The organism is Citrobacter sp. Ce119, assembly GCF_030334525.1.
Taxonomy (GTDB): domain Bacteria; phylum Pseudomonadota; class Gammaproteobacteria; order Enterobacterales; family Enterobacteriaceae; genus Citrobacter; species Citrobacter europaeus.
In genome coordinates, this window is record NZ_JAOWDR010000051.1 from 1 (window position 1) to 26,484 (window position 26,484).

The window sequence follows — 26,484 nt, forward strand, 5'->3', positions numbered from 1 at the left end:
CATTACTGCCCGTACGTTATGCGGTGGTTCCTGAATATATTCAGGAAGCGCTGCCGGCGTGGGCAAAACCAGGAGCGTCGTCTTATCCGGCAGAAAGTGAAAATTATCACTATGCGCTGCGTGCGATGCGCAGGGGCTATATCTATATCTACTATCCATACCTGACGGACTGGGAAGCATGGTCGGTGTGTGATGACGGCAGTTTATGGAAGCAACTGTCGGCGAAAAATGTTCTGGAGAAATCAGAGCCTGACTGTAGGCAGGGAACCTACAGTAACGGCGGAAAGGATTTTCTGACACTGCCATATGAAGTGCTGGAGAATGATATCTGGATAGCATTCACACAGTGTCGCTGGACGGAAAAAACGATGGAGCGTTACGCGGGCGATGACGGGCAACGGCAGAGCAGAATGCAGCGCCTGAGTGCATCAAACTGGACGTCACCACAGACTTCAGAGCAAACGACAGAAGCCACGACAGGCAATCTTGCAGGGGTTCTGGATTACATCGCGCCGCAGGGAAACCAGCTGAGTCCGGCAATGCTGTTACCGTATGGCACCCAGACTAAAATCCGCGTCAGCCAGTGTGCGAGTGAACGCTATGCAATAGTCAAAGAGCCAGCGCCGCAGGAGACATTGTATCCGTGGAAGAGCGGAGTGGCCGGAAACACAATCCGGCAGATGAAGGAACGGGGAGTGAAGGCAGATGGTTCCCCTGTCACGCCGTTGCTGATGGCGCTGCATGATGCAACAGGGATAACGCATGAGCTGACGGGATGGACGAATGATGTCCTGGCGATGGCGAAGATATTTGGTGAAGAACGCGCTCTGGAGTTCTGCACCCAGAGTCTGATAAACGGAGTTAAGGAGATTGTTAACAAAAGCTCGGAACAGAATGTTGCAGCTCAACTTTCTGTATTACCCCAGGAAACATATATTTCCCCTCCTGCAATGGATTATTCTTATGATATGTATGTCCAGAATGAGAAATCTAGAGGTACAGATTCGAAGGATATACTAACTCGTGAAGAATTCGAAAAGCAGGTAAAAGGAAAACAAAACGAAGTTTATAAAAAAAGCCAGGTAGCTAATGATTGGTCTAAATATGCCCGAATGATCAATCAGAATAAATGGGAGTCTTTTAATAAATGTTGTGCTGATCTAACACAAAAAATTGATGAACAGCTCGCTAAACTGATTAGCTATCGTTGTGAATGGTTACAGACTTCTTTATTTATAACAATGCTACAGGATTTTTTCTCTAACGATCCTGTTGATAACGCGTACTATCGTGAAATAGCTGCCTTCGCGATGGCTGGTCTTGGTGAGTCGTCATCAGGTGTAAAATTGCTGGATGACTGGATAGACGCATATACTACGACAAGTGAAAAGAATCTTGTCTGGAGAACACATTTTTATAATAATCCAGAGATCATGGCAGATGCGGAGTCATTATTGGCTAGCTTGCGTCAGTGTAGCATAGCGCCGGTTTCTGAAAATGATGTGCTCTACTTTTTTGAGAAGAATGGCGCTAAACTTAATAAAATATTTAAAGGTTTTGAAAAAGCAACGAGTGAAATTTCAAAACCTCTGGCTGGCAATGCCGTATTCTCGAAAAGAGTTCTGTATCAAATGGACCAGCACATGGCAACCGTAGGGGCCAGGTTTTTTTCCGTATCACGGATTGGACCTGTTCTCAACACCATGAATGACCTCATTGTTCGAACCCTTTTCTCGCTGTCTGCTGGAAAGTCAGAGTTAGAAACCAAAATATTGTTCAGTAAATATTTTGGCTGGGCCACGGAACGCAGGGCTTACATTACCGGCACTGTTTTTTACAGCCCGCAAAGAGCAATTCGGGCTGATCTTCTCCGGGGGGCGGGTAAGAAATATGCCGCACTTGAAAAATCTTATGCAGATTATCTAAGCCAGCCAGCGGGACATTCTGGTTATGCGGTGACAAGTATTAGAATTTTTGTTTTATTTTTCAATGTTACTGAGTTGTATAACCAACTCGATAATTTTAAAAATGAACCTGCTAACTACGCGAAGGTAGTCAGCGCAATATCGGCAACGGCGAGCGGGATGATTGATATTGCAACCCCTGCAATGGAGGTCATTCTTAAAGATAAAAATAGTCTCCACTATATGAAAATGTTTGGTGCAGGATGTTCGCTGATAAGTGCAGGTATTTCGCTGGGATTAGATTTTGCCACATTATTGAATAAAGTTAGTTTACCGAATTCCAGTAAAAAATGGGCATTTACGGGATTATATTTAGTCAAGACCCTTAGCGATGTTGCCATTATTGCTAAAGCGGAAGGGAAATTAATGTCAGTGCTGATTGAACGCTTTGGCTGGAAGACTCCTGAAGGGGAATTAGCCGTATGGCTGGGGAGGGCAGCTGCGCCTCAATTCACAAAGCTAGGCGTCGAATGGGTGGGGCTGTTGGCTTCCTGGGAGGTAGCCCTGTTATTGATGGTCGCTGAAAATATTCTGACGGAATATTATTCACGTGATGCCTTACAGTCGTGGATTGAGAATAGCTTGTTTGGTGATGATTGTTCGATTGATATCGATAGTTGTACACCGGAAAAAATCAATATATTTATTGATGAGACCAGAAATTCACTGCAAGAAAGCTTACGTCAATTATCTTCAGGTAAAGAGCAACAACGTGGAAAACCAATAATTTACTGGCCATTTATTATCTATGATGAGCCGGAAGTTCCTGTTGTGGTTTAATTTTGGAGCAACGAAATACTATGACAGAAGATGACGAACTGTTCGCCGAGATGCCCAAGGCCTATATCCGGGGTCTGGAGAAGGGTAAGGGGTATATTGAAGAAAACTATCTCCGGGAGCGCAGGGAATGGATAAAATTAAGACAAACCATTGCGCACTATGAATCGGAAGGCAAGAAGGAGTATAAAAAACGGCTGGGGGAACTGTATCGTGAAGAAAAGCAGCTGGCAAAAGCGCTGGCCGATATGCCACCGGACCCGGTACTGCCCCCGCCAGCCCCGCTGATAAAGGTCAGTGGCGTGGTGACAAACTACCACCAGCGCTGCCTGACGCACTATTTTGACACCAAAGCCTATCCGCAGACGTGGGAATATTTCAGCAGGCAGGATGAGAACATGGCGTCTGCCGCGATGGTGCTGGCCTCGACGGGGTCAGCGGCAACAGCACAGGGCATGGTGGTGAGCAATGAAGACAGGGTTCCTTCTTCGGCATGGTACGTTACGGGCGAAATCAATGGCCGGCAGTTTTCAGGGTGGCTGGGCGCCCCCTATTGCCGGGAAGGTGAGGAAGTGGAACTGATTGCCGCGCCGGTGGGAGAGGAGTACCTGGTATATGCCATTGTCCGGCCGCATGCGCGCTCGCTGACCATGCCGCCGTGGTGCTACCAGGGAATACGACGGGCACGAATAGACGCGATGAAAGTCCCCATTTCGATCGTTATTTTGTTAATTATTACGATGTTGGTAGTGTTTATTTACCAGGATGGCTGGGTTGTTACTGAAAAAATAGTGAGCGGGGTTACGATGTTTCTGACCATGGGAACCTTTCTGTATATCCTGCCCGCAATATGGACGATCTGGCGACGACATCCTTTCCCGAAAGAACAGCTGACGGAAGAGATATTGACTGTTGCTGGCTGGGATAATGTGACCAATATTGATTTGCGAAGATTAAAACGCAGAAGAATAAAAGAATTCAAAAAAAATGGAAAATCTGTGCGGGTAATGACATCAGGATGGTGGTTTTATTACTATTAGACGAATTTTATTTGTGGGTTTAATTTTAAAGCTAATATTTATTACCAGGTAGTATGTTATTATCTGATCTTTATCTGATTATATAAATGTGTTAGATAATCTTTTGTTTTTTCAAAGGATTATATCTGAGTGGTTATATTTTTTATAGTGAGGATTTATGTTTCTAGGCTTAGTCAGACTCAATGATCCATTAAGTAGTGGTGGTAAAGTAATTTCAGTTTCGTCAACGATAATTGTCGATGGTTTAGGTGTCGCATTGCTTGATGATACTGTTATATGTCCAATTCCATTTCATGGAGTAAATAAAATAATCCAGGGGTCTACAGAGTGGATCTCAGATGGAAAACCAGTAGCTGTGCATAAATGCATGTGTCAATGCGGTTGTTATGTCATCTCAACTCTTCCCTGTAGCGGGATTTGGTAAGTTAAAATGAGTTGGAATATTCCAGGTAAAAAGAAAATACAACCCGTACCTTCTATAAGGTGGGGGCGTGATAGTGGTGTTTTTTTCTCATTGTTAATAACTATTATTCTGCTATTCACTTTTTTTTATTATATTACTCATAATAGTGATTATTTTTATTATGCTTTTGCAATATCGCTAAGTGTTTTTTTAGTATTCATTATATACTTAGGACTTAGGTTATTTCAACTCGGTGTATCCCTTGAAAAAAATGAAATGATATCAACGGAAAATTCTAATATTGATTATGAGTGGTCTGAATGGGCGTCTGATTATATAAGTATTGTAGATTACAGTTATCTCTTTCCAGAAGAATCGCAGATACCTCATTTACTTGAAGTCAATGAGTTCAATGCCATTGGAGCCAGGGCGTTACATTTTCCAGAATCGATTAATTCTACTGTTTTATTCCATGAGTTATTGGCTCCCATGAGAGCTAGATTAATTGATATTACTTCTGAAAAAGGTCTGGTTATTAGCTTTATTGTTGGTCAGATGTCAGGGAATTCAGCATGGCAGTCTTTTTTATTGGCATGGAAACGACTTGGGCTCTCTGATGATATAATTAAAAATAGTGAATTTATCTTGCATGATTATGTATTAAATATTAATGAATGGCTAAGTGTTACAGAGGATAAATTCAGATTAATTATTGTAGGGGAAAAATCAACGGAAATCAAAGATAATCACCATAGAACGGGTGATGGGATGTGTGCTTTTCTTTTTGCTCCGCCGATGTTAGTTAATCAGAATAATATTTTCGAGAAAGCAAGATTGTATAGGTCTATCTCTACGAATGAAGATGAATTGCTCAAAGACCTTAACGATCTTATTTTTTATCAGGCCAAGGCTGGGATAATTGACAATTTATTGATAGGCAAACATAACAATAAAAAAGATGTGGCTAAGGTGGCAGTTCTTCTTAATGAATATAATAACAACCTTGAGCAATATTATGCAGAGTTATATATCGGCATTCACGGAGAGTTTGATATATGGATGATGTTAATGTTCTCTTTGTTAAATGGACAAAATGTGAGTGCTGTTGATCTAATATTATCGGAATCGGATGGAAGAATTATATTGTCGAGGGTTAAACAAATTAGAAATCAGGAATAGATATATGAAGAAGTCCACCTTGTTGCTGCTATTTGGTCGGTTATGTATTTTAGTTGTCGTTGGTTTGATATGCTATGTAGTTCTTTTTTACTACGGAGAGTATTTGGAGGTGAGGGCCCAATCAACAAGGATAATAGTCGTTACAACTGTTTTAATAGCACTATGTTATATTTTTAAATTATGGCAGTTGAATGCGCTGAAATCAGTGTTGATATCGTATGTTCCATTTTTAAAATATAAATCAATTGTTTATTCTTTTTTGCCATGGAAATCAGCTGATAAGACAAATGTTGGAGATAATATAACCACCACATTGGATAGTAATATATTCATTAACTTCCATACTACACTTAAAGATAATTATGGCCGCCTCTGGCGCGCCAAAACGCGTATCCTGCTGGTGATGGGAGATGCCTCTCAGGTTGAGCAACTGGTGTCAAAACTCACCACTCAGCGCTGGGTTGAAGGGGATGGCGTGGTGTTAATCTGGGGAGGTACGCTCACTGAAACGCCAGATGCCTCGTTGTTTGATGCGATACGCAAGCTGCATCGGCGTCCGCTGGATGGGATTGTATGGGTAACCCCCACTTTTCAGCACCAGGATACACTGGTTCAATCGGCACCTGTTGTCTCTTTAACCGCAGAACAAATAGATAATGCCGCCCGCCATCTTCAGGCTGTTTTTACCACGCTCCGCTGGCGAGTACCGTTATACCTTTGGTCGCTGTATGGCGCTCAATTCGTCCGGGATGACGTAACCTTGCACTCTGCGACATGTTTGTTCCCTGCAGGATGCACCACGGCTTTATGTCGTTCGCAGTTGACCTCGCTGGCAATGCAGATGGCGGAGCAGGGTACGCAGCAGGTTACGCGCAATATCCGCGATAATTTCTTACTGAAAATGGCTAATTTGCTGATGCCTGGCGCAGAAGCCATCAGCGAATCGTTGTCCACTTTTTTCAGCCCGCATCGGCCTCTGCCGCTGGCGGCGGTAATCATGAGCCAGTATGCGGAAGATACTTCATCGCTCATCGCGCATGCCTGGATGCGTGATGAGCGCTGGCGTGCGCTGCTTGATTCACTCCCTGCGTTACCTGCTGAACTAAAGGCACAGCGTACAGGCCGTTCAGGGATGCGCGTGTTGGCCGTCTGTACAGCCGGTTTGATGCTGCTATGGGGGGCGGGAATGGTGGTATCTTTTCTGGCTAATCGCAATCTGATTGGCGAAAGTCTGGACCAGGCGAGCCTGGCAGGCGGTGCGGATAAACCGCTCGCCGAGCGTCTTACGGCGCTGTCTGCTCTGCAGCAAACGCCAGGCATGCTTCGCTGGCGTCAGCAGAATGGGACGCCGTGGTACTACCGTTTCGGCTTAAGCCAAAATGATGCTCTGCTGGATGCACTATGGCCGCGCTATACGCGTATCGCTATTCCGCTCCTGCGTGATGAAGCCGCCCAACATCTTACCCAGGAATTAACGGCTTTAACCCGACTGGCTCCAGACAGCCCGCAGTTTGCCGCCCAGGCAAAGATCGCCTACAACCAGTTGAAAATGTATCTGATGCTTTCGCGGCCTGAGCAGATGGAGGCGTCATTTTTTAGTCAGGCGCTGATGCAAGACTGGCCGGAGCGAGCGGGTATTTCGCGCGCATCATGGCAGGGCGTTGGCCCTGGGCTCTGGCAATTCTGGGGAGAGAACCTTCAGGCGCATCCTGAATGGAAGATAGCAGCCGATAAAAATCTTATTAGCCAGGTGCGAACGCTGTTAATTCGTCAGATGGGGATCCGCAATGGCGAAGCTGCCCTGTATCAGAAAATCATTGAACAGGTAACGCCGCATTACACAGATCTTCGTCTGGAAGACATGACCGGCGATACCCGGGCAGAGCACGTATTTTATACCCGCAGTTCGGTTGCTGGCGTGTATACCCGCAAAGCCTGGGAAGAGGAGGTTTTGCCCGCCATTGAGAAAATCGTCAACAACCGTCGGGAAGAAATGGATCAGGTGCTGGGAGATGATACGCATTCTGCAAGTGACCCTCTCTCTCCACAGGCCTTAAAGGTGCGTCTTAGCGAGCGTTACTTCACAGATTTTGCCGACAACTGGCTGGATTTTCTCAACAGTATTCGCTGGAAGCGCACCCAGACGCTAAGTGATGCTATCGATCAACTCACGTTGATTGCAGATATCCGTCAGTCTCCTCTGGTTGCGTTAATGAATACGCTCGCCGTTCAGGGACGCACAGGGTTAACCGGAGAAGCGCTGTCGGATTCGCTGGTGAAGTCGGCAAAGGATCTATTTAACACCAAAGAAAATCAAATCATTGACCAACATGCGCGGGAAGAAGGCCCTATGGCGAGTACCTTCTCGCCAATCCTGGCATTGATGGATGAACAATCGGCTGGGCAGGATATCAGTCATCTGAGTCTGCAAACCTACCTGACCCGGGTAACGCAGGTCAGGCTGAAACTCCAGCAGATTACTAACGCTGCCGATCCGCAAGGCATGAGCCAGGCCCTGGCGCAAACGGTGTTTCAGGGTAAAACCATCGATCTCACCACCACGCGTGACTATGGCAATCTGGTGGCTGCCAGTCTGGGGCAAGCATGGAGTGGATTTGGTCAAACTATGTTTGTTCAGCCACTGGAGCAGTCATGGCAGCAGGTGTTGCAACCCACCGCGGCGGGCCTGAATGCGCAATGGAAGGCGCTGATTGTGAATGACTGGAACACCGCGTTCGGCGGACGTTATCCGTTTCGCGATGTTGGCAGCGAGGCTTCTCTGCCGCTGCTGGCGCAATATCTGCGAAGCGATAACGGGCGAATCCCGCATTTTCTCGAAAGTCATTTAAGCGGTGTGCTGCATAAACAGGGAAGTCACTGGGTTGCCGACACGGTGAATGCTCAGGGGCTGGAGTTTAATCCGGCGTTTCTCGAGGCGATGGACCAACTCAGTCAAATTGCGGATGTCGCATTTATTCGTGGAGAAGCCGGGATGCGTTTTGAACTGCGTCCCGGAACGGCGCGGGACGTGATGCAGACTGACCTCGTGCTGGATGGGCAGAAACTCACTTACGTTAATCAGATGCCAGCGTGGAAAAACGTTGTCTGGCCTGCTGATACGCAAGCGTCAGGGGCAACCCTAAGCTGGGTGAGCACCAATTCGGGAACCCGAATCTACTCAGATAACCCCGGTACCTGGGGGTGGATCCGACTGCTTGAGAAAGCGGAGATAACCGATAACGCTGGCGTGAGTAGCGGTTTTAACCTGCGCTGGACTGCGCAGGATGGATTGCCGCTGAACTACACCCTGCGAACTGAAGCCGGTGAAGGTCCGCTCGCATTACTCAAACTCCGCGACTTTGAACTACCAGAAGCAATTTTTGTTGTTAGCGGCAAGATTTCCTCAGAGGAAGAAGAATGAGCGCTCTGAAACGTCTATTGGCTGCCAGCACGGCTTCGCCAGATGAACAACAGCAACTAATGGAACAGGCGCAAACGCAGACTGCGCTATGGCAAAACTGGCTATTGCCCATTTCAGCAGCCAACCCCGGTGGTGAAGATCCAGGCTATGACGATGATTTTCAGCATATGCGAGAGGAGGTGAATAAACTTTCTGGCGCACAAACGGATCTCATCATTGAGCTTGCGGAAAAAATCCTGACCCACACCTGTAAGGATGTCCGTGTTGTCACGTACTACACATGGGCGCGTTTGCATCAGGATGGTGAGTCCGGCCTGGCGGATGGTCTGATTTTGCTGGCTGGCCTGATGCAGCAATATGGCGATTCTCTCCATCCTTTAAGAGCCAACAGCTATAAGGCCGCCCTTGAATGGCTGGCAGGCGGGAGGATGCTGGATAGTCTGGCGCGTTTTCCCGAAGTTTCACGACCTGACGCGCAACGGATCGCCGGTGCGCTGATGCTGCTTGAGCAGCAGTTTAGCCAGCGAGAGGAGAGTATTCGTCCTGGGCTTGGGGCGCTCTATAGCGCGCTGGAGAACCGTCTGGCCCAATCTGGCGGGGCTCAGGCATTGGTACCGCAAAATATCAGTGCTCAACCCAGTCGGCACAGCGCAGAAACCCCCGTCCTCAAAGGTATTGCCTCTGGTCGTGAGCTGCTGGAACAGGCACGGGTGTTGGCAAAATACTTAAGCGATCAGCCGGATGGCTGGCTGGCGGCGCATCATTTGATGAAAAGCGTGCGGCTCGATACGGTCAGCCAGCTTCCTCCGCCAGATGGCGCCGGACGTACGCGCCTGGTGCCGCCCAAGAGTGATTATCGCGCGCAGCTCAAACGTCTGTATTTGCAGCAAAGTTGGACTGAACTGATTGAGTTAACGGACAGCTTATTTGTTGAGGGAGTGAATCATTTCTGGCTGGACGTGCAGTGGTACCTTCATCAGGCATTAATGAGGGCGGGATCGCCTTGGGATAAAAATGCCGCGATTATCATCAGCGATCTGAAAATGCTGCTACATCGGATGCCGGGTCTGGAAACGCTGGCTTTTAACGATGGAACCCCCTTTGCTGACGATGTCACCCGTGAGTGGATAGCCCGTGATGTGCAACAGCAAAGTGACTGGCAGACTGAAAAAGTCGCCGCGGCTAGTGCAGGAGCGGACGACGATATTCTGCTACTTGAAAGTGAGGCCCTGGTGCTGGCGGATAGCGAAGGCGTTGAAGCCGCGCTCGCCTGGGTTCAGGCACGTCCTGGCATTGTTTCAGGTCGACAGCGTTGGTTACGCCAACTGTTGATGGCCCGTCTGACGGAACAATGTGGGTGCAACGATCTCGCGCTGCATTTGCTTGGGGAATTGAATACCACAGCACACTCCCTCACTCTCAAACAATGGGAGCCTGAGCTACTGTTTGAAGTTAAAGCGCGACGGCTGAAACTTCTGCGTTTAAAAGCCAACCGCAGTGAAAGCGACAAAGCGCGTCTGGCGCCAGAGATGGACTCACTTTTGTCCGGCTTGGTCGCCATTGATCCTGCCAGAGCCGCCGTTTTGTGCGGCTAAAACAAAATAAGCGAACTATAAAATGGAAGATTTAACTCTGCGTTATTATGACGCGGAAATGCGTTATTTAAGGGAAGCGGCAAAAGAGTTTGCGCAGGCGCATCCGGATCGTGCAGCGATGCTGGATCTGGATAAAGCCGGCATACCCGATCCTTATGTGGAACGGTTATTTGAAGGTTTTGCATTTTCGATGGGGCGATTGCGCGCTAAAATTGACGATCATCTCCCTGAATTTACCGAAGGCTTGATGAGTCTGCTGTGGCCGCATTATTTACGTACCATTCCCTCCTTAAGTGTTGTCGAGCTTTTACCAGATATTGATGTGCTAAAAATGAGCGAGCAGATTAACGCGAGATTTGGCGTATTGTCACAGCCCGTTGGCCCTAAAAAAACGGTATGTCAGTATCGTACTACTCAGCCCGTCACACTTAATCCGCTGTCTGTCACGGCGGTGAATATCGATGCCGAACCTGACGGACGCTCGGTCATCCGTATGCGAATAAAGTGCAATCCACAGATGGACTGGTCGCAAACCGATCTGACGCACCTCAGCCTTTACCTCAGCGGTGACGCGCCGGTGACCCACGCGCTGCACCTTGCTTTGACAAAGCGTCTGGCTTCTCTTTATTTGAGACTCCCCAACAGCGTAGAACGTATTCGACTGGAGGGTTACTTTTCCCCGGGCGGATTTGCCGATGAAGACAGTTTGTGGCCAAAAGGCGATACGGCGTTTGGCGGCTGGCAATTGTTGCTTGAGTATTTTACGTTCCGCGAAAAATTTATGTTTGTCCATCTTAACGGTCTGGAAAAGATATCGTTTCCTGCGGGTATAGACTGCTTTGAAATAGAAGCGGTACTGACTCAACAGTGGAGTTCTGAGCTTCCTGTGGGGAGTGAAAACATCCGTCTTCATTGCGTTCCGGTTATTAATCTTTTCACGATTGAGGCCGATCCGCTGGTAGTTAATGGTCTGGAAAGCGAATATTTGCTGCGTCCGCGAAGGTTGCAGGATGGCCACACGGAAATATATGCAGTCGATGCAGTTTCAGGTTCACAGCGAACGCGTAATGCTGTTTATGCTCCTTTTACCAGCTTTCGCCATAAGGGAGGCATGATGCGCCGGAACGCGCCCGAGCGTTATTACCATACTCGCGTCAGACGCGGCGTATCCGGATTATATGATACATGGCTGATCCTCGGAGGAGATGCCTGGGAACGGGATCGTCTTGCTGAGTATGAAACCTTGTCTTTGAAAGTGACCGGCACAAACGGTCAGCTACCGCGGCGAGCTTTGCAAAGTACATTGCTCAATCGTTGTGAGCAGATCCTCCAGACGCCCCTTGCCGTGCGCAATCTGTGTAAACCGACGCTACCTGCTTACCCTCCCGCTGAGGATCGTTTTCACTGGCGAGTGTTGAGCCACCTGGGATCCAGCTTTCTGAATATGATGGCCAGCGCTGAAGTGCTCAAAGGAACGTTGTCTCTCTATAACTGGCAGGATGATGAGCTTAATTATCGTCGCCTGGATGCGATCATGAATGTTCAACAACATGAAATACAGCGCTTTGAAAAAGGATTTCTACTTCGTGGGGTGGACATCGAAATAACGCTTGATGAGAACGGATTTACAGGTGAAGGCGATATTCATCTGTTTGGTGAAATGCTTAATCGCTTTTTTGCATTGTATGCGGATATTCATTTGTTTAATCAGCTTACTTTAATCATACAGCCGGCAGGGAAAAGCTTGCGATGGAAAGAGAATCACAATCAGCGGCTACCCGGCTGCTAAATAGCCTTGGCGAAAACCTGCCACGTACCAATTTTTATCGTTTCTGTCAGTTGTTGGAACAAGGGAACCCGCAAGCGCCAGGTCCTGGGAGCCAACAAAGTCCGCGCTTCGATGCCATTCGTTTTCGCCCTCATCCGGGGATGGGGTTTCCGGCGGGTGAGCTTAAAAGTGCAGAATATGATCCGCAGCAACCCACACTGCCGCCAACGGTTCGTGTCACTTTTATGGGGTTGTATGGCGTGGAGTCGCCGCTGCCGACGACCTATCAGGATGATATTGCCCAGCGCCAGGAAGGTTCGGACGTTGCCGCTGAGTTTCTGGATATTTTTAACCATCGCTTAATTACGCAGTTTTACCGAATCTGGCGAAAATACAGCTATCCAGCGACCTTTCGACCAGGCGGAACAGATGAAACATCACAATATTTACTGGGGTTGACCGGATTGGGGATTCCGGGATGCGGCAAACAAACCGAGACCCCGTTATCGCGTTTTTTGGCGCTGCTGGGAATAATGAGAATGCCAACGCGTACGGCGGAAGGTATATCCGCGCTGGTTTCTTTATTATCGCCAACAACAAATACTACCGTGACTCCTCATGATAAACGCTTAATCCTGCTGGATAAGGCGTTAAAAATGAGCACGCGGCAACCTGTTAGCCTCCACTCTCGTCCGGTGATGGGACGCAGCGCCGTAGATATTAACAGTCAGGTACTCATTACGCTTACAACGAGCGTTACCGATGAGGTTCGTGACTGGTTACCGGGCGGCCAGCTTTATCATGATTTTCTCGCGCTGATGCACGTTTATTTAGGTGCCAGAGTGAATGCCAGGTTGCAACTACGTATTCCTCGCTCGGCGCTTCCGCATGCTCAACTTACCAGTAATAAAAGCGAACGTGCAGTTCAGCTTGGCCGTACGGCCGTTATGCGTCTGGATAACCCGGAAACGAAGAATCAACATATAACAATTAAACTTGGGCTTTGGCAGAGCCTTAGTCAACATGATCAGCGGAGGGAAGCCGATGAGACTGGCGATTATCGCTATTAATTTTGCCGTAATAACCGGAATGACCAGTCTGGTCACCGGATGTGGTCTGACGCAAAAAGTATCTGAAGGTACCGTGTCATTAACAAAGTCGATCTTTTATAAGGAAATTAAAACGCTGCATTTGGATCTTTCCGCCAGAGAAGCTGCTAATAAAAATGCACAGGGCATCGCGCTTTCGACGGTCGTACGTATTTACCAACTCAAAGATCGTAAAGCATTTGACTCGGCTAATTATCAGTCTTTATTTGCACAAGACAGCACGGTGGTTAAAGCAGATTTATTGGCTCAGAGAGATGTTCGGGTACGACCAGGTGAAAGCGTAGCTGTCGATATTCCATTCGAAAACGAAGCGCAATATGTTGCCGTGGCGGGAATGTTTATTTCTCCCGATCTGTCTGAAGATTCTTGGCGCGTGGTATTACGTCGTGAAGATCTCGATCCTGATAATGCGCGAGTGATCGAATTAAATACCCAGACTCTGGCACTCATGGCGCAGGAGGGCGAGTAATGGTCAAGCAGCCTTCACTTTATGACATCTTGCTGGGTAATTTTTCCGGTGGTTTTCCTTTGCACGCAGTCAGCGAAAACACGCAGGTCATCTTATCCGTCCTCGATAATATGCAGCGCATTTTGAATACTCGTGCAGGTAGTCTCAAACATATACCCGATTATGGTTTGCCTGATATGACCAAAATCCTCCAGGGTATGCCAGGTACGGCACATCAGCTTATTAGCACGCTTTCTCAGGTTTTGTTGAAGTATGAACCGCGGCTAAAAGGAATTCAGGTAACGATGCAGCAGCAGGAAACACCGGGACATTTGCGTTATTCCATTGATGCTGAACTGCAAGACCTAGGCATTGTTCGCTATGGCACTGATTTTACCCCTGAGGGGCGGGTTCTGATTCGGCACCTCAAGAGGCAGGGTTGGCTTGAGACTGGAGTGTACTGACATGGAAAAGAATCGCATCAGCACCGGGGGAGATCCACGTGCTTTCATGGAGTTTGGGCAATTACGCGATGAAATTAGCAAGCTGACTCACCCTGCGCGTCCGGACGTTGACTGGCAAAAGGTTGAACAGTTAAGCCTGGCGCTGTTTCGTCATAACGGAGTCGAACTGCAAACACTTGCCTGGTACACCGTCGCCAGAATACGTAATGCGGGACTGGAGGGACTTGCCGAAAGCACGGAACTTCTGGAAGCATTACTGACGCATCACTGGAGTGCAATATGGCCACAGCAAACCCATGCCCGCGTTGAGATCCTGGCATGGTTGTCTGTCCGCTTACAGCAAGAATTGCGTACCCTAACGCTGTCATATGCTGATTTATCAAAAGTGTATCGGGTTGAACAAAGTTTAAAACATGCCTGCGCAGTGCTGCAACGGCTTGAATTGAAAGCGCTTAGTAAAATGGAGGCTGTTGTTACCTGGATGCACAATGCCGCTTTGCGTCTGGAGAAGTCTGAAGCGGATTCGGGATCGGCCGTTGTGATAATACCGGCTTCAGGTACGACTAATAATGTTGAGACGTCTTCGCCACAGTTGGTATTTGTGGTCAATGAACCCGCATCACCCGGGCAATCAAGCGCAGCGGTTTTTACTACTCAAATCGAGGGGGGAACCAGACGGATGTGGCTGGGGTTTGCTATCGGTTTTATCGTTGCTGCGGCAGCGAGCGCAGGCGCTTTTCTTGGCACCAGTCATATGCGGGCTGACGGATATGATCTGATCAAGCCATTGCCTCAGGTGCTGACGCCTGAACAATTATCCGCGTTGAAGCAGTCCTCAGATTTGAAGGATCAGAAGCAGGAAATAATCGCTGCAACGCAAGGGCAATTGGATATTTTATATCGCCTGTCACCTTTGTGGTCGCGAGAATATGCCGCATCATTAGCGCAGCAGGTAGTTACCCTGTGGCCTGAAGAATCGCAGACTACAGTATTTGAAAGCGGGTTACAAAAACAGTTAGCTACCGAAGCGTTGCCGGAAAGCGCTCTGCAAAACTGGCATAATGCTCAGCAGGGGCTGGAAGCGTTAACCGCCCAGCTAAATGCGCTTGATGAACGTAAAGGTAAATATCTGACAGGGTCGGAGCTGAAATCAGCCATTTTCACTATCCGCCGCCAGCTTGACGAAACGCCGCCGACAGAAGAGTTGTTACGTCAAATAGATGAAGAGTTCAAAGTGCAGGGGAGTGTATCACCCGCTTTGTATCAGCAGCTTGATATGCGGATTAATCAGCTTCTTAATCGTTATGCGCTGTTGAAACAAAATTCGGTGAGGAGAGAATAGTCACTATTCTCCAAAAGCAAAAACCCGCCTTTTGGGCGGGTTCTTTAAATAGTGGTGCCCGGACTCGGACTAACGCCGTAGGCGTTGAACAGCGCGCTTGTCGCGCTGGCCCCGCAGGGGTGAGCCGCTGGCGGCGAATAATCGAACGAAGTTCGATGGAGAGTCCGTTTCTCCAAAAGCAAAAACCCAGCCATAGGCTGGGTTCTTTAAATAGTGGTGCCCGGACTCGGAATCGAACCAAGGACACGGGGATTTTCAATCCCCTGCTCTACCGACTGAGCTATCCGGGCAACGAGGCGCATTAAACCCGATTCGCTTCGCTTCGTCAACGAAATTTCTTCAATTCAATGCAGACTGCACAATCTATCACCACATTGCTGCAATTGCACGCATTCTCAGGCAAAAAATGCCGTCCACGCGGCGGAAAGCGGCATTGCCAGCAGCAGAGCAGGAAGCATATTCACAACCGCAAACATCTTGATGCCGCAAATACGTAAACCGGTTGCCAGCAGCAATAGCCCGCCTACGGCGCTGAAATCGGCCATCATAGCTGGCGTTGTCAGGGGTAAAATCAGTGCTGCACAGGTAGCAAGCGTTAACTGGATTGTCAGCATCGGTACGCAAATGGCGGATACCGCAATTCCCAGCGAACAGGCAAAGATGATAGCCGTGAAGAAATCGAGAAACGACTTTGCGATTAAAATATTAGGATCGCCGGTCATCCCTTCATGTATCGCACCGAAGATCCCGGTACCGCTGGCGCAAAACAGCACGATGATAGCTACATAGCTTTGAATAAAAGATTCGTGCGTTGCATTGGCATCCGAACGGGTGAAAACCTGCTGCGCTTTGGCGACCGCAGCATTGATCCCTTTCTCCAGATGACAGAATTCGCCAATTAAGGCGCCTACCAGCGTTGCCAGAACCATCACCGGTAGGTTGGCGCATTTGATAACCAGCAAGATACCAATCCCTAGCGAAGCCAGTCCGAAAATAGAGGTCATGGAGACCCGAATGCGTTCTGGTATATGCTGGCTAAGCAGCGCGCCGAGAACGCCACCACATAAAATGGCGCTGGCATTAATAAAGGGTCCGATTACCACATTTGCTCCTGCATACCCATTATCGTCTTGATGCTAAAGGCAATTAGCTGGGTAAAATTATGTTTCAGATTGCATTATTATGCCGCTATTTTCAGACGAAATGCTTGTTTATCTGTGAGGTTTTGGCACCGGATTTTATCTTGCGCCTGTAAGTGAAAGGTGCCATGATTGCGCGAATTTTCTCCTGTCTGAATGGGGCTGCCTGGGATGATATTACTCCCCCTACATCGCCTTCAATATCGCCTTTTTGCGCGACGTTTACCCCTTCCTGCGACTTATCTTTATGCACTCACCATGCGGTGAGGGCAGCGCACGCTCACTGCAGGATAACAGTAAAATCAGAGGCTATCTGCTTTTACTGATGTCTGGCGGTCGGGGCTGGTAACCAGTTTGACCTGTCATTTCGTGGGCAAAGCAATGCGGCTTTGTCCGGGACTTTTGTTTTTCCCGAAACGGGTTATTGCGCTTATGAAATCAATGAAAATTGCCGCCAGTGGTGAACTGGTTTCTCGTCTGTCCAGTCATCGTCAGGTGGTGTCGCTGGATGGTACCGATTTTACTGACGTTGCGGCAGTCGTCATTACCGTTGCGGACAGCCGCAGTGGGATCCTGGCTTTGTTGAAACGCACCGGTTTTCATATACCGGTGTTTTTGTTCGCAGAATCTGATGTCGATGTGCCTGCGGGTATAAATGCGGTCATTTGCGGTCAGGCTCAGGACTGGCTGGAGCTGGAGTCTGCTGCCTGCCAGTATGAGGAAGAGCTGCTGCCGCCGTTCTATGACACGCTCACCCAGTATGTCGAAATGGGGAACAGCACGTTTGCCTGCCCGGGGCACCAACACGGTGAGTTTTTTAAGAAGCATCCGGCGGGCCGGCATTTCTACGAGTTCTTTGGCGAGAATCTGTTTCGCGCGGATATGTGCAACGCCGACGTTAAGCTTGGCGATCTGCTGATTCATGAAGGATCAGCGAAACATGCACAGAAATTTGCTGCGAAAGTTTTCCACGCGGATAAAACCTACTTTGTGCTGAACGGGACCTCGGCGGCCAATAAAGTGGTGACCAATGCGCTGCTGACGCGCGGCGATCTGGTGCTGTTTGACCGCAACAACCATAAGTCGAACCATCACGGCGCGCTGATCCAGGCGGGCGCCACGCCGGTTTATCTGGAGGCGGCGCGTAATCCGTTTGGCTTTATCGGCGGCATTGATGAGCACTGCTTTGATGAGCAGTACCTGCGTCAGCAGATCCGTGAAGTTGCGCCACAAAAGGCTGACCAGCCGCGTCCGTTCCGTCTGGCGATCATTCAGCTCGGCACTTATGACGGGACGATCTACAACGCCCGGCAGGTGATCGACAAGATCGGTCAACTGTGCGATTACATCCTGTTTGATTCTGCATGGGTTGGATACGAGCAATTTATCCCGATGATGGCCGATGGCTCACCACTGCTGTTGGAGCTTAATGCTAACGATCCGGGGATCTTTGTCACTCAGTCAGTACACAAACAACAGGCCGGGTTCTCGCAAACCTCGCAGATCCACAAAAAGGATAACCATATTCGCGGCCAGGCGCGATTCTGCCCGCATAAGCGTCTGAACAATGCGTTTATGCTGCATGCTTCCACCAGTCCGTTTTACCCGCTGTTTGCGGCGCTGGACGTTAACGCCAAAATCCACGAAGGGGAGAGTGGCCGTCGGCTATGGGCGGAGTGTGTGGCACTGGGGATTGAGGCCCGTAAAGCGATTCTTACCCGCTGCAAGATGATTCAGCCGTTTATTCCTCCGGTAGTTGATGGCAAACCGTGGGAAAGCTATCCGACGCAGGTGATTGCCAGCGAGCGTCGTTTCTTTAGCTTTGAACCTGGCGCTAAATGGCATGGTTTTTCCGGCTACGCGCGCGACCAGTATTTTGTCGACCCCTGCAAGCTGCTGTTAACCACTCCGGGTATTGATGCGCAAACCGGGCAATATACCGACTTTGGTATTCCGGCGACGATTCTGGCGCATTACCTGCGGGAAAACGGCATAGTGCCGGAGAAATGCGATCTTAACTCGATTCTGTTCCTGCTGACCCCGGCAGAAAGCGCGGAGAAACTGGCACAACTGGTGGCGATGCTGGCGCAGTTTGAGCAGCATATTGAAGACGATACGCCGCTGGCAGATGTGCTACCCACCATCTTCAATAAGTATCCGGTACGTTACCGGGATTACACGCTGCGTGAACTGTGTCAGGAGATGCACTCACTGTACGTTAGCTTTGATGTGAAAGATCTGCAAAAAGCGATGTTCCGTCAGGAGAGTTTACCTGCCGTGGCGATGAACCCGCAGGATGCCAACAGCGCTTTTATCCGCGGTGATGTTGAACTGGTGCGTATTTGTGATGCCGCTGGGCGCATTGCGGCGGAAGGTGCGCTGCCTTATCCTCCGGGCGTGCTCTGTGTGGTACCAGGTGAAGTCTGGGGCGGGGCGGTGCAACGTTACTTCCTGGCGCTGGAAGAGGGCGTAAACTTGCTGCCGGGCTTCTCGCCGGAGCTGCAAGGGGTTTACAGTGAGACAGATGCAGACGGCATTAAACGTCTGTATGGATATGTTTTGAAGTAAGCGCCATCTGGACAAAAAGAAGGTCACCATCTGGTGACCTTCTTTCATCAATAAAGATTAGTGCGCGATAGTCTGGGTGCCAGCCGGAACGCGTACGTGTTTGTATTTAAACAGCGCAACGAAGGCAAAAGCCAGAACCAGCGAGTAACCTGCGAAGATTAGCCACACGGTCTGCCAGTCGGTAATACCGTTCAGCGTATAGTATTCAACGACTTTGCCGCTCACCAGACCGCCCAGAATACAACCGAAGCCGTTGGTCATCATCAGGAACATACCCTGTGCGCTGGCGCGGATTTCAGGGCGAACTTCTTTCTCTACGAATACAGAGCCAGAGATGTTGAAGAAGTCGAAGGCGCAGCCGTAAACAATCATCGACAGCACCAGCAGCACGGTACCGAACGGTGTCGGATCGCCGTAGGCAAACAGGCCGAAGCGCAGCATCCACGCCACAATACTGATAAGCATCACGTTCTTAATGCCGTAACGGCTTAAGAAGAACGGGATGGTCAGGATAAACAGGGTCTCGGAAATCTGCGAAATCGACATCATCACCGATGCGTGTTCAACGATGAAGCTGCCGGAGAACAGCGGGTTGTTATCGAAGCTGTGCAGGAAGGTATTACCGAACATATTGGTAATTTGCAGCTCTGCGCCCAGCATCATCGAGAAGATAAAGAAAATCGCCATACGCTTGTTTTTAAACAGCGCGAAGGCATCCAGGCCGAGCATAGACGTCCAGCTCTGGTTTTTCTGCTGGTTAGCGACCGGAATATGCGGCAGCGTCAGGGTGAACAGCGCCAGTACCACGGACAGCGTCGCACCGATATACAGCTGCATATGGCTCAGTTCAAAGCCGGAGAAGCTTACGGCCCACATTGCCATAATAAAACCGATGGTGCCCCAGATACGGATTGGCGGGAAGTCCGTAACGATATCCATCCCGGCTGACTGCAGGCGGTAGTAAGAGATAGTGTTGATTAACCCCAACGTTGGCATATAGGCCAGGGAGTTAAGCAAGATCACAAAGAACATGGCGCCTGGCGTGGTGACCTCGGCTGCGGCGAACAGCGTTGCAGCGCCGACCAGGTGGCAAATAGTATAAACCCATTTCGCACTGATCCATTTGTCAGCCACGATCCCTAACAGTGTAGGCATAAACACGGCGGCGATCCCCAGCGAGCTATATACTGCGCCAATGGATGCACCATCGAATTTAAGGGTGACAAACATATAGGAGCCGAGGGTAGTGAGCCAACTACCCCATAAGCAGAACTGCAGAAACGAGAGAACTTTCAGCTGCAGCTTAAGATTCATGTTAATTTCCTCACACCGTAATGCGGATGAATGTTTTAAAAGGCACATTTGCCGTGGCTATATGATGTGATTCTATCAACGAGAGGCACTCTTTTTTTGTTACCTGTGACAAATATTTGCAAACAATTTCTGATTGCAAAGCAAAAGAGTGATGGGGTTAACGTTTTTGGCTCTTCTGGCCCCCGTTTCAGGGGGCAGAAGAGGGATACATTAGTGGCGTCGATATGATTTTTGTGCGGAATTGACCTTGTAAAGGTATCGACGTGATTCAGCAGAAGGGTGTCGGGTGGTCAGCGTTTGATAAACGTCTCCCGGGGACATGCTGTTAATAATATTCGCGGCCTGAATTTTATCGTTCGAGAATACGCGCAGCACGCTGCCCGCGCCGCCGTTATACGCGGTGATCACCGCATAGCGACGCGAGGTTGGATTATCGATGCCGCCCAAATAGACATTGTTGAGCATTGCCAGATAGGCGGTACCGGTATCAATGTTGCTGGCTGGGTCAAACAGGAAACTACGGCTTGGCGTGCCTGAGCGACCTTGCGAGCGGAACACATCTTTCCCGGCGCTGTGCTGTACCACCTGCATCAGCCCCAGCGCATCGGCATGGCTGACCGCATAGGGGTTAAACGAGGATTCGGTTTGCATGATGGCCAGAATCAGCGACTCGTCGACGCCATACTTACGAGAAGCCTGGCGCACCATGCCGACGTACTTATGCGCGCGCTTATCAAGGTGGTTCGGCACCAGATTGATCGTTACGCTATAGATGATACGCAGGCCATTGCTGCGGCTTTTAAGTCGCGTTTGCAGCAGATAGTTGGCAAAGTTGGTAGCTCGTCCCTCCCAACGAATGGGCTGGCCGGTATTATCAACCACCTGTCCGTACAGGAACGGCTCTTTGGAAATCTTAATGTCATCGACATCGGAATAGAGGTCGATAGAACCCGGATCATCGCCCATCAGCAACGTCTTGATAATCGCCCGGCGCAGGTGTCCGGCGGGATCTGTCCCGGCAATGGTCTCGACGGTTATCGTACCGTCATCAAAGTTGATATGGCTGCGGGTTTGGTACTGATCGGTATACTTGACGTAGTCCTTCGGACCCGCAATCAGCACTTCCTTAAATCCCCACAGGTTCTCAATGTTATGGGCAAATTGCCCCATCAGAATATCAAAACCGTTGGTATCCTTGACCCAGGCTTCGTTATAGGAATCGCCTTTTTTGGTCGAACTGGAACAGGAGATGAGCAACGGCGCAATAACGGTAAGCGCGAGAAATTTTTTCATCATTCCGGGAGTGCGTGTTGTGTTTGTTATTTGCAAGGACCAGATTAAATCGTAGGCCGGATCAGCGCAGCGCCATCCGGCAACGGTTCTTATGACTCTGGCGTATAGCCTTCAATATGCACATCCTTACCTTCAAACAGGAAGTTAATCATTTCCTGTTCCAGTAACTTACGGTGTTCGACGTTCATCATATTGAGTTTTTTCTCGTTAATCAGCATGGTTTGCTTATGCTGCCATTGCGCCCATGCTTCTTTAGAAATTTCGTTATAGATACGTTTTCCCAGATCGCCCGGGTACAGCTGAAAATCCTGTCCTTCTGCTTCGCGTTGCAGGAAAGTGCAAAAAATCGTTCTGCTCATAAAAAATCCTCTCTATCGACCGGTACGTTAAACCTGGGTGCCGGCACGTAATTGCTGTAACAAACGCTCCACGGGGGCCGCCAGTCCGACCGACGGCGGTTGCGCTAAGTTATACCAGAGCGCGTTGCCTTCATCCATGCATGAGCTGAATGAAGACACGGGAAGCCACATAGGCACAATATCTAAGTGGAAATGGCTAAAGGTATGGCGAAACGCATTAAGTTGGGTCAGATTATCTGCGTTAATTTGTCGTTGCGCCAGCCAGTTGCGTAGCCCATCTTCATCGTCAAACTGCGGAAAACAGTATAAACCACCCCATAAGCCGCTGGGTGGCCGCTGCGCGAGCAACACCTCTTCATCATGCTGCATCAGTAAAAAATAGCCCGTCCGTTCCGGTAGCGTCTGTTTGGGTTTTTTACCTGGGTACTGCGCCCAGCTTGCATTGGCGCTTGCCACACAGCCATTTTCCAACGGACACAGGGAACATTTAGGTTTTGAGCGCGTACAGACCATGGCGCCTAAATCCATCATCGCCTGATTAAATCGCTCAACGCCGTGGGCAGGCGTAACCCGCTCGCTCAACTCCCACAGTTTCTTTTCAACCTCTTTTTTACCCGGCCAACCGCTTACAGCATAACAGCGAGCCAGCACACGTTTGACGTTACCGTCGAGAATCGGAAAATGCTGACCCAGAGAGAGAGAAAGGATCGCGCCTGCGGTTGAACGCCCGACGCCAGGCAGGGCGGCCACCTCTTCAAAGGTTTGCGGGAATATGCCGCCATGCAGCGTCACAACCTGCTGCGCCGCTTTATGCAGATTTCGCGCACGGGCGTAATAGCCCAGCCCGGTCCATAAATGCAGGACTTCATCCAGCGGCGCATGGGCTAAATCCGTTACCGTTGGGAAGCGCGCCATAAAGCGCTCAAAATAGGGGATGACGGTGGCAACCTGAGTTTGTTGCAGCATCACCTCAGAGAGCCATACTTTGTAAGGCGTCTTGTCAATTTGCCAGGGCAGCGTTTTCCGCCCGTATTTGTCGTACCAGCTCAAAACCTGAGCCGAGAATTGAGACGCTTGCATGATTACCGTTTCATTATTGCCGGGGGCAAGATTGCAGCACAGCGGCAACGGGGTGTAAACCGGAACTTTCCGCTGCTCACTTTCTTCCTTTACTTGCATCCGGCAACTAACTTTGGATAATGCCCGTTTTCAGAACTCAATCACAGCAGACTAAACTTTTATGAAGAACGACGTCATTTCACCGGAATTTGATGAAAACGGCCGCCCGCTGCGCCGGATTCGTAGTTTTGTTCGTCGCCAGGGGCGACTGACGAAAGGGCAGGAACACGCGCTGGAAAACTACTGGCCGGTGATGGGCGTTGAGTTCAGCGAAGAGCCTGTGGATTTCGCAGTATTGTTTGGTCGCGACGCGCCAGTCACGCTGGAAATCGGTTTTGGTATGGGGGCTTCGCTGGTGGCGATGGCGAAAGCGTGCCCGGAACAAAATTTCCTCGGCATTGAGGTTCACTCGCCGGGTGTTGGCGCGTGTCTGGCTTCAGCCCATGAAGAGGGCGTCGAGAATCTGCGCGTCATGTGCCATGATGCCGTTGAAGTCCTGCATAAAATGATTCCTGACAATTCTTTATCTATGGTTCAGCTGTTTTTCCCTGACCCGTGGCATAAAGCACGTCATAATAAACGCCGTATCGTTCAGGTACCGTTTGCTGAGCATATCTTAAGCAAGCTGAAGCTGGGCGGCGTGTTCCACATGGCAACCGACTGGGAAGCCTACGCGGAGCACATGCTGGAAGTAATGTCCTCAATTGACGGGTATAAAAACCAGTCAGAGAGTAACGATTATGTACCGCGCCCACAATCGCGCCCGGTAACCAAATTTGAACAACGTGGTCATCGTCTTGGCCACGGCGTATGGGACTTAATGTTCGAGAGGGTGAAATAATGGCAAAGAACCGTAGCCGTCGTCTGCGTAAAAAGATGCACATCGACGAATTCCAGGAAATAGGATTTTCGGTTGCATGGCGTTTTCCGGAAGGTACATCCGGAGAGCAGGTCGATCAAATCGTTGATGACTTTATCAATGAAGTTATCGAACCGAACAAACTGGCCTTTGACGGCAGCGGCTATCTGGCCTGGGAAGGTCTGATCTGTCTGCAGGAAATCGGCAAATGCACCGAAGAACATCAGGCTATCGTGCGTAAGTGGCTGGAAGAACACAAACTTGAAGAAGTGCGTACCAGCGAACTTTTCGATATTTGGTGGGACTAAGTAGCACAGGGTCGGCAAATGCCGGCCCGATTTGTATTGAGGGAAAGATATGATGCGCAAAACGCTGCTGGCGGCAGTCCTAACGTTCACGGCGATGGCCGCACATGCCGATTATCAGTGCAGCGTCACCCCGCGTGACGATGTGATTTTGAGCCCACAAACTGTGCAGGTGAAGGGGGAGAACGGCGACCTGGTTATTACCCAGTCCGGTGATGTTACCTTTAACGGTAAACAGTACAACCTGAACGCCGCACAGCGTGAGCAGGCCAAAGATTATCAGGCGGCGTTGCGTAGTAGCCTGCCATGGATTGATGAAGGTGCCAGAGCGCGCGTGGAGAAAGGTCGCGTGGCGCTGGACAAAATCATCGCCAAAGAGGTCGGCGAAAGCAGCAACATGCGTGGCCGCTTAACCAAGCTGGATGCGCAGTTGAAAGCGCAGATGAACCGCATCATTGAGCATCGTACTGACGGCCTGACCTTCCATTATAAGGCGATTGATCAGGTTCGCGCGGACGGACAACAGTTGGTGAATCAGGCGATGGGCGGTATTTTACAGGACAGCATCAACGAGATGGGGGCGAAAGCCGTGCTCAAAGGCGGTGGTAATCCGCTGCAGGGCGTACTCGGAAGCCTCGGCGGTTTGCAGACCTCAATTCAGAACGAATGGAAGAATCAGGAACAAGACTTCCAGCAGTTTGGTAAAGATGTTTGCGCCCGCGTCGTGACGCTGGAAAACGATCGTAAAACGCTGGTTAGCGCTCTGAAATAATCTTCACCTCTTTTTAACGGCACAGAAACATTCTGTGCCGTTTTATTTTGTACTTTTCTGTTTTTTTGATATCCATCTCTAAGAATGACAATTTGATGGAGATATAAATCTGGTTAATTGGATGGCGTCACATTATTCATCTGTAAGATAGACATAATGCTGCAAATTCAAGTAACTGGAGAAATAACATGGAGTTTTTCAAGAGAACGGCACTTGCCGCACTGGTTATGGGTTTCAGCGGCGCGGCGCTGGCATTGCCAAACATCACCATTTTAGCTACTGGCGGAACGATTGCCGGCGGCGGTGATTCCGCGACAAAATCTAACTACACGGCAGGCAAGGTCGGCGTAGAAAATCTGGTTGATGCCGTACCTCAGTTGAAAGATATCGCCGTTGTGAAAGGCGAGCAGGTGGTGAACATCGGCTCCCAGGATATGAATGACGAAGTCTGGTTAACACTGGCGAAAAAGATTAATACCGAGTGTGATAAAACCGACGGCTTCGTGGTAACTCATGGTACGGATACCATGGAAGAAACCGCCTATTTCCTCGACCTGACCGTCAAGTGCAACAAGCCGGTGGTGCTGGTCGGCGCAATGCGTCCGTCTACAGGTATGAGCGCTGATGGCCCGTTCAATCTGTATAACGCAGTGGTTACCGCAGCAGACAAAGCCTCTGCCAACCGCGGTGTGCTGGTGGTGATGAACGACACCGTTATGGATGGCCGCGACGTGACCAAAACCAACACTACCGATGTCGCCACCTTCAAATCCGTTAACTATGGCCCGCTGGGCTACATCCATAACGGTAAGATTGACTACCAGCGTACGCCTGCGCGTAAGCACACCACGTCTACGCCGTTCGATGTGTCTAAGCTGACCGAACTGCCGAAAGTTGGGATTGTTTACAACTACGCTAACGCATCCGATCTGCCGGCAAAAGCGCTGGTGGACGCGGGTTACGCTGGGATCGTCAGTGCGGGTGTAGGTAACGGTAACCTGTATAAAACCATTTTCGATACGCTGGCAACTGCCGCGCACAAAGGTACCGTTGTGGTGCGTTCATCCCGTGTACCAACCGGCTCCACCACGCAGGATGCTGAAATTGATGATGCGAAATACGGGTTTGTGGCTTCAGGCTCTCTGAACCCGCAAAAAGCGCGTGTTCTGCTGCAGCTTGCGCTGACCCAAACCAAGGATCCTAAGCAGATCCAGGAAATGTTTAATCAGTATTAATCGATGAAGGT

21 protein-coding genes and 1 tRNA gene are annotated in these 26,484 nt (G+C 49.5%); 16 read left to right on the forward strand and 6 right to left on the reverse strand.

Annotation, left to right across the window (positions count from 1 at the left end; all coding sequences use genetic code 11):
* The 11 genes from OGV80_RS12630 to OGV80_RS12680 form a co-directional block, all read left to right on the forward strand.
* Positions 1-2,744, forward strand: a 2,744-nt coding sequence (locus OGV80_RS12630) for a T6SS effector BTH_I2691 family protein (protein WP_286515050.1), incomplete at its 5' end; no start/stop codon positions are given.
* A 20-nt stretch (positions 2,745-2,764) separates the two neighbouring features.
* Complete coding sequence (locus tag OGV80_RS12635; protein ID WP_087052007.1) at positions 2,765-3,781, forward strand: putative type VI secretion system effector; 1,017 nt, start codon at positions 2,765-2,767, stop codon at positions 3,779-3,781.
* A gap of 157 nt (positions 3,782-3,938) precedes the next feature.
* Positions 3,939-4,205: a PAAR domain-containing protein gene (locus OGV80_RS12640; RefSeq protein ID WP_087052008.1), complete on the forward strand. Its 267-nt coding sequence runs from the start codon at positions 3,939-3,941 to the stop codon at positions 4,203-4,205.
* A 6-nt stretch (positions 4,206-4,211) separates the two neighbouring features.
* Positions 4,212-5,363 carry a hypothetical protein gene (locus OGV80_RS12645; RefSeq protein WP_087052009.1) on the forward strand — a complete coding sequence of 384 codons (1,152 nt, stop codon included), beginning with the start codon at positions 4,212-4,214 and terminating at the stop codon, positions 5,361-5,363.
* A gap of 4 nt (positions 5,364-5,367) precedes the next feature.
* The gene (locus OGV80_RS12650) at positions 5,368-8,784 is read left to right on the forward strand and encodes an ImcF-related family protein (protein WP_502873998.1); all 3,417 of its coding nucleotides are present in this window, start codon (positions 5,368-5,370) and stop codon (positions 8,782-8,784) included.
* Positions 8,781-10,379 (forward strand): type VI secretion system protein TssA, encoded by a 1,599-nt coding sequence (gene tssA, locus OGV80_RS12655; protein WP_087052011.1) that lies wholly within the window; start codon positions 8,781-8,783, stop codon positions 10,377-10,379. Before OGV80_RS12650 ends, tssA begins: the two co-directional genes overlap by 4 nt.
* A gap of 22 nt (positions 10,380-10,401) precedes the next feature.
* A complete protein-coding gene (gene tssF, locus OGV80_RS12660; RefSeq protein WP_087052012.1) occupies positions 10,402-12,168 on the forward strand; it encodes a type VI secretion system baseplate subunit TssF in 1,767 nt (588 codons plus the stop codon).
* Entirely contained in the window at positions 12,129-13,217 is a 1,089-nt protein-coding gene (tssG, locus tag OGV80_RS12665) for a type VI secretion system baseplate subunit TssG (RefSeq protein ID WP_080626115.1), read from the forward strand. The genes tssF and tssG overlap by 40 nt, the downstream gene beginning before the upstream one ends.
* Complete coding sequence (gene tssJ / locus OGV80_RS12670) at positions 13,192-13,725, forward strand: type VI secretion system lipoprotein TssJ (RefSeq protein ID WP_043017590.1); 534 nt, start codon at positions 13,192-13,194, stop codon at positions 13,723-13,725. Before tssG ends, tssJ begins: the two co-directional genes overlap by 26 nt.
* Positions 13,725-14,168 (forward strand): type VI secretion system baseplate subunit TssE, encoded by a 444-nt coding sequence (gene tssE, locus OGV80_RS12675; RefSeq protein WP_043017589.1) that lies wholly within the window; start codon positions 13,725-13,727, stop codon positions 14,166-14,168. Before tssJ ends, tssE begins: the two co-directional genes overlap by 1 nt.
* Position 14,169: 1 nt before the next feature.
* Positions 14,170-15,510, forward strand: coding sequence for a VasL domain-containing protein (locus tag OGV80_RS12680; protein ID WP_087052013.1), 1,341 nt, complete (start codon positions 14,170-14,172; stop codon positions 15,508-15,510).
* Positions 15,511-15,724: 214 nt separating this feature from the next.
* Here the strand turns inward: OGV80_RS12680 and OGV80_RS12685 are convergent.
* Positions 15,725-15,800: transfer RNA gene (locus OGV80_RS12685), tRNA-Phe, on the reverse strand.
* 105 nt (positions 15,801-15,905) lie between these two features.
* Positions 15,906-16,613: a DUF554 domain-containing protein gene (locus tag OGV80_RS12690; protein ID WP_043017554.1), complete on the reverse strand. Its 708-nt coding sequence runs from the start codon at positions 16,611-16,613 to the stop codon at positions 15,906-15,908.
* 468 nt (positions 16,614-17,081) lie between these two features.
* On the opposite strand from OGV80_RS12690, the gene OGV80_RS12695 reads away from it, so the two are divergent.
* Positions 17,082-19,217, forward strand: coding sequence for an ornithine decarboxylase (locus tag OGV80_RS12695; RefSeq protein ID WP_087052014.1), 2,136 nt, complete (start codon positions 17,082-17,084; stop codon positions 19,215-19,217).
* A gap of 57 nt (positions 19,218-19,274) precedes the next feature.
* On the opposite strand, the gene OGV80_RS12700 is transcribed toward OGV80_RS12695, so the two are convergent.
* The 4 genes from OGV80_RS12700 to mutY all read right to left on the reverse strand — a co-directional run bounded on the left by OGV80_RS12700 (position 19,275) and on the right by mutY (position 23,263).
* Entirely contained in the window at positions 19,275-20,531 is a 1,257-nt protein-coding gene (locus tag OGV80_RS12700; RefSeq protein WP_043017551.1) for a nucleoside permease, read from the reverse strand.
* A 210-nt stretch (positions 20,532-20,741) separates the two neighbouring features.
* Positions 20,742-21,827, reverse strand: coding sequence for a membrane-bound lytic murein transglycosylase MltC (mltC, locus tag OGV80_RS12705; protein WP_087052015.1), 1,086 nt, complete (start codon positions 21,825-21,827; stop codon positions 20,742-20,744).
* 86 nt (positions 21,828-21,913) lie between these two features.
* Positions 21,914-22,183, reverse strand: coding sequence for an oxidative damage protection protein (locus OGV80_RS12710; protein ID WP_003027126.1), 270 nt, complete (start codon positions 22,181-22,183; stop codon positions 21,914-21,916).
* Positions 22,184-22,210: 27 nt separating this feature from the next.
* On the reverse strand, positions 22,211-23,263 hold the full coding sequence (mutY, locus tag OGV80_RS12715) for an A/G-specific adenine glycosylase (protein WP_043017992.1): 1,053 nt from the start codon (positions 23,261-23,263) through the stop codon (positions 22,211-22,213).
* A gap of 160 nt (positions 23,264-23,423) precedes the next feature.
* On the opposite strand from mutY, the gene trmB reads away from it, so the two are divergent.
* The 4 genes from trmB to ansB all read left to right on the forward strand — a co-directional run bounded on the left by trmB (position 23,424) and on the right by ansB (position 26,473).
* A complete protein-coding gene (gene trmB, locus OGV80_RS12720) occupies positions 23,424-24,143 on the forward strand; it encodes a tRNA (guanosine(46)-N7)-methyltransferase TrmB (RefSeq protein WP_043017550.1) in 720 nt (239 codons plus the stop codon).
* Positions 24,143-24,469 (forward strand): YggL family protein, encoded by a 327-nt coding sequence (locus OGV80_RS12725; RefSeq protein ID WP_043017549.1) that lies wholly within the window; start codon positions 24,143-24,145, stop codon positions 24,467-24,469. The genes trmB and OGV80_RS12725 overlap by 1 nt, the downstream gene beginning before the upstream one ends.
* 49 nt (positions 24,470-24,518) lie before the next feature.
* On the forward strand, positions 24,519-25,238 hold the full coding sequence (locus OGV80_RS12730; protein WP_043017548.1) for a YggN family protein: 720 nt from the start codon (positions 24,519-24,521) through the stop codon (positions 25,236-25,238).
* A gap of 188 nt (positions 25,239-25,426) precedes the next feature.
* Entirely contained in the window at positions 25,427-26,473 is a 1,047-nt protein-coding gene (ansB, locus tag OGV80_RS12735) for an L-asparaginase 2 (protein ID WP_043017547.1), read from the forward strand.
* Positions 26,474-26,484: the final 11 nt, after the last annotated feature.

Bases quoted from the DNA above. Each gene is read 5' to 3' on its own strand.
- OGV80_RS12635 (WP_087052007.1), top strand. From the start codon at position 2,765: ATGACAGAAGATGACGAACTGTTCGCCGAGATGCCCAAGGCCTATATC.
- OGV80_RS12640 (WP_087052008.1), top strand. From the start codon at position 3,939: ATGTTTCTAGGCTTAGTCAGACTCAATGATCCATTAAGTAGTGGTGGT.
- OGV80_RS12645 (WP_087052009.1), top strand. From the start codon at position 4,212: ATGAGTTGGAATATTCCAGGTAAAAAGAAAATACAACCCGTACCTTCT.
- OGV80_RS12650 (WP_502873998.1), top strand. From the start codon at position 5,368: ATGAAGAAGTCCACCTTGTTGCTGCTATTTGGTCGGTTATGTATTTTA.
- tssA (WP_087052011.1), top strand. From the start codon at position 8,781: ATGAGCGCTCTGAAACGTCTATTGGCTGCCAGCACGGCTTCGCCAGAT.
- tssF (WP_087052012.1), top strand. From the start codon at position 10,402: ATGGAAGATTTAACTCTGCGTTATTATGACGCGGAAATGCGTTATTTA.
- tssG (WP_080626115.1), top strand. From the start codon at position 12,129: ATGGAAAGAGAATCACAATCAGCGGCTACCCGGCTGCTAAATAGCCTT.
- tssJ (WP_043017590.1), top strand. From the start codon at position 13,192: ATGAGACTGGCGATTATCGCTATTAATTTTGCCGTAATAACCGGAATG.
- tssE (WP_043017589.1), top strand. From the start codon at position 13,725: ATGGTCAAGCAGCCTTCACTTTATGACATCTTGCTGGGTAATTTTTCC.
- OGV80_RS12680 (WP_087052013.1), top strand. From the start codon at position 14,170: ATGGAAAAGAATCGCATCAGCACCGGGGGAGATCCACGTGCTTTCATG.
- OGV80_RS12695 (WP_087052014.1), top strand. From the start codon at position 17,082: ATGAAATCAATGAAAATTGCCGCCAGTGGTGAACTGGTTTCTCGTCTG.
- OGV80_RS12700 (WP_043017551.1), bottom strand. From the start codon at position 20,531: ATGAATCTTAAGCTGCAGCTGAAAGTTCTCTCGTTTCTGCAGTTCTGC.
- mltC (WP_087052015.1), bottom strand. From the start codon at position 21,827: ATGATGAAAAAATTTCTCGCGCTTACCGTTATTGCGCCGTTGCTCATC.
- OGV80_RS12710 (WP_003027126.1), bottom strand. From the start codon at position 22,183: ATGAGCAGAACGATTTTTTGCACTTTCCTGCAACGCGAAGCAGAAGGA.
- mutY (WP_043017992.1), bottom strand. From the start codon at position 23,263: ATGCAAGCGTCTCAATTCTCGGCTCAGGTTTTGAGCTGGTACGACAAA.
- trmB (WP_043017550.1), top strand. From the start codon at position 23,424: ATGAAGAACGACGTCATTTCACCGGAATTTGATGAAAACGGCCGCCCG.
- OGV80_RS12725 (WP_043017549.1), top strand. From the start codon at position 24,143: ATGGCAAAGAACCGTAGCCGTCGTCTGCGTAAAAAGATGCACATCGAC.
- OGV80_RS12730 (WP_043017548.1), top strand. From the start codon at position 24,519: ATGATGCGCAAAACGCTGCTGGCGGCAGTCCTAACGTTCACGGCGATG.
- ansB (WP_043017547.1), top strand. From the start codon at position 25,427: ATGGAGTTTTTCAAGAGAACGGCACTTGCCGCACTGGTTATGGGTTTC.